This is a genomic window from Ralstonia mojiangensis (assembly GCF_023955645.1).
Lineage (GTDB): Bacteria > Pseudomonadota > Gammaproteobacteria > Burkholderiales > Burkholderiaceae > Ralstonia > Ralstonia mojiangensis.
The window spans coordinates 1-5,544 of sequence record NZ_JAMXHU010000009.1; the positions used below are offsets into that span (position 1 = coordinate 1).

2 tRNA genes and 3 rRNA genes are annotated in these 5,544 nt (G+C 52.5%); all 5 read right to left on the reverse strand.

The window, feature by feature from the left end:
- Positions 1 to 54: 54 nt before the first annotated feature.
- Positions 55 to 167 (reverse strand): 5S ribosomal RNA (gene rrf, locus NG898_RS25995).
- A gap of 117 nt (positions 168 to 284) precedes the next feature.
- A 23S ribosomal RNA gene (locus NG898_RS26000) occupies positions 285 to 3,163 on the reverse strand.
- Positions 3,164 to 3,427: 264 nt separating this feature from the next.
- Positions 3,428 to 3,503 (reverse strand) — tRNA-Ala (locus NG898_RS26005).
- A 36-nt stretch (positions 3,504 to 3,539) separates the two neighbouring features.
- A tRNA-Ile gene (locus tag NG898_RS26010) sits at positions 3,540 to 3,616 on the reverse strand.
- Between the two features lie 60 nt (positions 3,617 to 3,676).
- Positions 3,677 to 5,214 (reverse strand): 16S ribosomal RNA (locus NG898_RS26015).
- The 16S, 23S and 5S rRNA genes sit together here with 2 tRNA genes alongside, the layout of an rRNA operon.
- Between the last annotated feature and the right edge of the window lie 330 nt (positions 5,215 to 5,544).

The window sequence follows — 5,544 nt, forward strand, 5'->3', positions numbered from 1 at the left end:
TCGCGCAAAGCAAACACCCCAGCTCTGAGGCAGAGCTGGGGTGTAGATGGGAGAGCCTGGCGATGACCTACTTTCACACGGGAATCCGCACTATCATCGGCGCGGAGTCGTTTCACGGTCCTGTTCGGGATGGGAAGGGGTGGTACCGACTCGCTATGGTCACCAGGCTATGACTTGTCGCCACGTTGACGAGGTCAACGCGACCAATATGGGAATGTAGATTTGGGGTTGTGATTTGTGTGTATCAGGCACAAGGCGGACCCAGCCGGAAACATACCGGTTATAGGATCAAGCCGCACGGGCAATTAGTACTGGTTAGCTGAACGCATTACTGCGCTTCCACACCCAGCCTATCAACGTCCTGGTCTCGAACGACCCTTCAGGGAGATCAAGTCTCCAGGGAATCCTCATCTTCAGGCAAGTTTCCCGCTTAGATGCTTTCAGCGGTTATCTCTTCCGTACATAGCTACCCTGCGATGCCTCTGGCGAGACAACAGGTACACCAGCGGTACGTCCACTCCGGTCCTCTCGTACTAGGAGCAGCCCCCGTCAAGATTCCAACGCCCACGGCAGATAGGGACCAAACTGTCTCACGACGTTTTAAACCCAGCTCACGTACCTCTTTAAATGGCGAACAGCCATACCCTTGGGACCGGCTACAGCCCCAGGATGAGATGAGCCGACATCGAGGTGCCAAACACCGCCGTCGATATGAACTCTTGGGCGGTATCAGCCTGTTATCCCCAGAGTACCTTTTATCCGTTGAGCGATGGCCCTTCCATACAGAACCACCGGATCACTATGTCCTGCTTTCGCACCTGCTCGACTTGTCGGTCTCGCAGTTAAGCACGCTTTTGCCATTGCACTTTAGGTACGATGTCCGACCGTACCAAGCGTACCTTCGAACTCCTCCGTTACACTTTGGGAGGAGACCGCCCCAGTCAAACTGCCTACCATGCACTGTCCCCGACCCGGATTCACGGGCCAAGGTTAGAACCTCAAACAAACCAGGGTGGTATTTCAAGGTCGGCTCCACCGAAACTAGCGTCCCGGTTTCAAAGCCTCCCACCTATCCTACACAGATCGGTTCAAAGTCCAATGCAAAGCTACAGTAAAGGTTCATGGGGTCTTTCCGTCTAGCCGCGGGGAGATTGCATCATCACAAACACTTCAACTTCGCTGAGTCTCGGGAGGAGACAGTGTGGCCATCGTTACGCCATTCGTGCAGGTCGGAACTTACCCGACAAGGAATTTCGCTACCTTAGGACCGTTATAGTTACGGCCGCCGTTTACCGGGACTTCAATCAAGAGCTTGCACCCCATCATTTAATCTTCCGGCACCGGGCAGGCGTCACACCCTATACGTCCACTTTCGTGTTTGCAGAGTGCTGTGTTTTTATTAAACAGTCGCAGCCACCATTTTATTGCAACCCCTTCGTCCTTCTGGCGCGAGCCAGTCAAACTACAAGGGCGTACCTTATCCCGAAGTTACGGTACCAATTTGCCGAGTTCCTTCTCCCGAGTTCTCTCAAGCGCCTTAGAATACTCATCTCGCCCACCTGTGTCGGTTTGCGGTACGGTCTCGTATGACTGAAGCTTAGAGGCTTTTCTTGGAACCACTTCCAATTGCTTCGCGACCTAAAGTCGCTCGCCCCACACCCTTGAATCACGCACCCGGATTTGCCTAAGTGCCATCTCCAATGTAGGGACCGGGACATCCAACACCCGGACAACCTTCCGCGATCCGTCCCCCCATCGCATCATACGACGGTGCAGGAATATTAACCTGCTTCCCATCAGCTACGCATCTCTGCCTCGCCTTAGGGGCCGACTCACCCTACGCCGATGAACGTTGCGTAGGAAACCTTGGGCTTACGGCGAGGGGGCCTTTCACCCCCTTTATCGCTACTCATGTCAGCATTCGCACTTCTGATACCTCCAGCATCCTTTACAAGACACCTTCACAGGCTTACAGAACGCTCTCCTACCATGCACTTACGTGCATCCGCAGCTTCGGTATATTGCTTAGCCCCGTTACATCTTCCGCGCAGGACGACTCGATCAGTGAGCTATTACGCTTTCTTTAAAGGGTGGCTGCTTCTAAGCCAACCTCCTGACTGTTTTAGCCTTCCCACTTCGTTTCCCACTTAGCAATATTTAGGGACCTTAGCTGGCGGTCTGGGTTGTTTCCCTCTTGACACCGGACGTTAGCACCCGATGTCTGTCTCCCGTGATTGCACTCTTCGGTATTCGGAGTTTGCTATGGCGGGGTAATCAGCAATAGACCCCCCAACCATGACAGTGCTCTACCCCCGAAGGTGAGACACGAGGCACTACCTAAATAGTTTTCGGAGAGAACCAGCTATTTCCAAGTTTGTTTAGCCTTTCACCCCTATCCACAGCTCATCCCCTAACTTTTCAACGTTAGTGGGTTCGGTCCTCCAGTACGTGTTACCGCACCTTCAACCTGGCCATGGATAGATCACTTGGTTTCGGGTCTACACCCAGCGACTGAACGCCCTATTCGGACTCGCTTTCGCTACGCCTTCCCTAATCGGTTAAGCTTGCCACTGAATGTAAGTCGCTGACCCATTATACAAAAGGTACGCCGTCACCCGTTTCCAGGCTCCGACTGTTTGTATGCATGCGGTTTCAGGATCTATTTCACTCCCCTCCCGGGGTTCTTTTCGCCTTTCCCTCACGGTACTGGTTCACTATCGGTCGATTACGAGTATTTAGCCTTGGAGGATGGTCCCCCCATCTTCAGACAGGATTTCACGTGTCCCGCCCTACTTGTCGTACACCTAGTTCCACAATACTGTTTTCGCATACGGGGCTATCACCCACTATGGCCGGACTTTCCATTCCGCTTTGCTAACAATACTGCTAAAGAGTACAAGGCTGATCCCATTTCGCTCGCCACTACTTTGGGAATCTCGGTTGATTTCTGTTCCTGCAGCTACTTAGATGTTTCAGTTCACTGCGTTCGCTTCTGTTACCTATGTATTCAGTAACAGATGACCCATTCGGGCCGGGTTTCCCCATTCGGATATCTGCGGATCAAAGCTTGTTTGCCAGCTCCCCGCAGCTTTTCGCAGGCTACTACGTCCTTCATCGCCTGTAATCGCCAAGGCATCCACCACATGCACTTATTCGCTTGACCCTATAACGAGTATGTCTCGCTATAGGCTGAGTTCTCGCGTTGTGCCGTATTCCAAGACAATCTTTCGATTGCTCTGGTAATACTGGTTGATACAATCACAACCCAGTGTCGCGTTTTAGTGTGCGTCTCATCAACGCACCGCGACACCTTTACTACATTCCATATTGTTAAAGAACAGCCGAACTTTTACGCTCGTCTTGGCTAGGCCAAACGCAAACACCATCGACATAGCGTCGATGCTTGCGTTTGGTAACCAAAAAGTAATGGTGGAGGATGACGGGATCGAACCGACGACCCCCTGCTTGCAAAGCAGGTGCTCTCCCAGCTGAGCTAATCCCCCAGTCACGGCAGAGAACAACTTCCACCGTCCGTAACTTGGTGGGTCTGGTAGGACTTGAACCTACGACCCCCGCCTTATCAAGACGGTGCTCTAACCACCTGAGCTACAGACCCTTGGCTGTAACATCAAACAAACCGATAAGTGTGGACGCCTAACGTCGGATGCACGCTCTTAAAGGAGGTGATCCAGCCGCACCTTCCGATACGGCTACCTTGTTACGACTTCACCCCAGTCATGAACCCTACCGTGGTAATCGCCCTCCTTGCGGTTAGGCTAACTACTTCTGGTAAAGCCCACTCCCATGGTGTGACGGGCGGTGTGTACAAGACCCGGGAACGTATTCACCGCGGCATGCTGATCCGCGATTACTAGCGATTCCAGCTTCACGTAGTCGAGTTGCAGACTACGATCCGGACTACGATGCATTTTCTGGGATTAGCTCCACCTCGCGGCTTGGCAACCCTCTGTATGCACCATTGTATGACGTGTGAAGCCCTACCCATAAGGGCCATGAGGACTTGACGTCATCCCCACCTTCCTCCGGTTTGTCACCGGCAGTCTCTCTAGAGTGCCCTTTCGTAGCAACTAGAGACAAGGGTTGCGCTCGTTGCGGGACTTAACCCAACATCTCACGACACGAGCTGACGACAGCCATGCAGCACCTGTGTCCACTTTCTCTTTCGAGCACCTAATGCATCTCTGCTTCGTTAGTGGCATGTCAAGGGTAGGTAAGGTTTTTCGCGTTGCATCGAATTAATCCACATCATCCACCGCTTGTGCGGGTCCCCGTCAATTCCTTTGAGTTTTAATCTTGCGACCGTACTCCCCAGGCGGTCAACTTCACGCGTTAGCTACGTTACTAAGGAAATGAATCCCCAACAACTAGTTGACATCGTTTAGGGCGTGGACTACCAGGGTATCTAATCCTGTTTGCTCCCCACGCTTTCGTGCATGAGCGTCAGTGTTATCCCAGGGGGCTGCCTTCGCCATCGGTATTCCTCCACATCTCTACGCATTTCACTGCTACACGTGGAATTCTACCCCCCTCTGACACACTCTAGCCGTGCAGTCACCAATGCAATTCCCAAGTTAAGCTCGGGGATTTCACATCGGTCTTGCACAACCGCCTGCGCACGCTTTACGCCCAGTAATTCCGATTAACGCTTGGACCCTACGTATTACCGCGGCTGCTGGCACGTAGTTAGCCGGTCCTTATTCTTCCGGTACCGTCATCGACCCCAGGTATTAACCAGAGCCATTTCTTTCCGGACAAAAGTGCTTTACAACCCGAAGGCCTTCTTCACACACGCGGCATTGCTGGATCAGGCTTTCGCCCATTGTCCAAAATTCCCCACTGCTGCCTCCCGTAGGAGTCTGGGCCGTGTCTCAGTCCCAGTGTGGCTGATCGTCCTCTCAGACCAGCTACTGATCGTCGCCTTGGTGGGCCTTTACCCCACCAACTAGCTAATCAGACATCGGCCGCTCCTATAGCATGAGGCCTTGCGGTCCCCCACTTTCACCCTCAGGTCGTATGCGGTATTAGCTAATCTTTCGACTAGTTATCCCCCACTACAGGGCACGTTCCGATGTATTACTCACCCGTTCGCCACTCGCCATCAATCTAGCAAGCTAGATCATGCTGCCGTTCGACTTGCATGTGTAAGGCATGCCGCCAGCGTTCAATCTGAGCCAGGATCAAACTCTTCAGTTCAATCTGCTGTTTTCGCTCTTTACGAGCGGTCGCTCACTCTCAGAATCTGACTTGAACTTTCGTTCAAACCTTACTTCTGTGCGAGCACTTCATTACTTGTTAGCTAGCGGATCGAAATCCGCCGCACCCAGTATTAAGCGCCCACACTTATCGGCTGTTTGCTTGTTAAAGAACTTCGCGATCAACTTTGTTCACCGCGTCGCTGCGTTGTCTGCAGCAGAGAAACGAGATTATGCAGAGCTTTTTCGTCGCTGTCAACAACTCGTCGAAGAATTTTTATCATCAACTCGCCGCCAACTACTCCTGAATTTCCAGCCAATCGCCAACCAC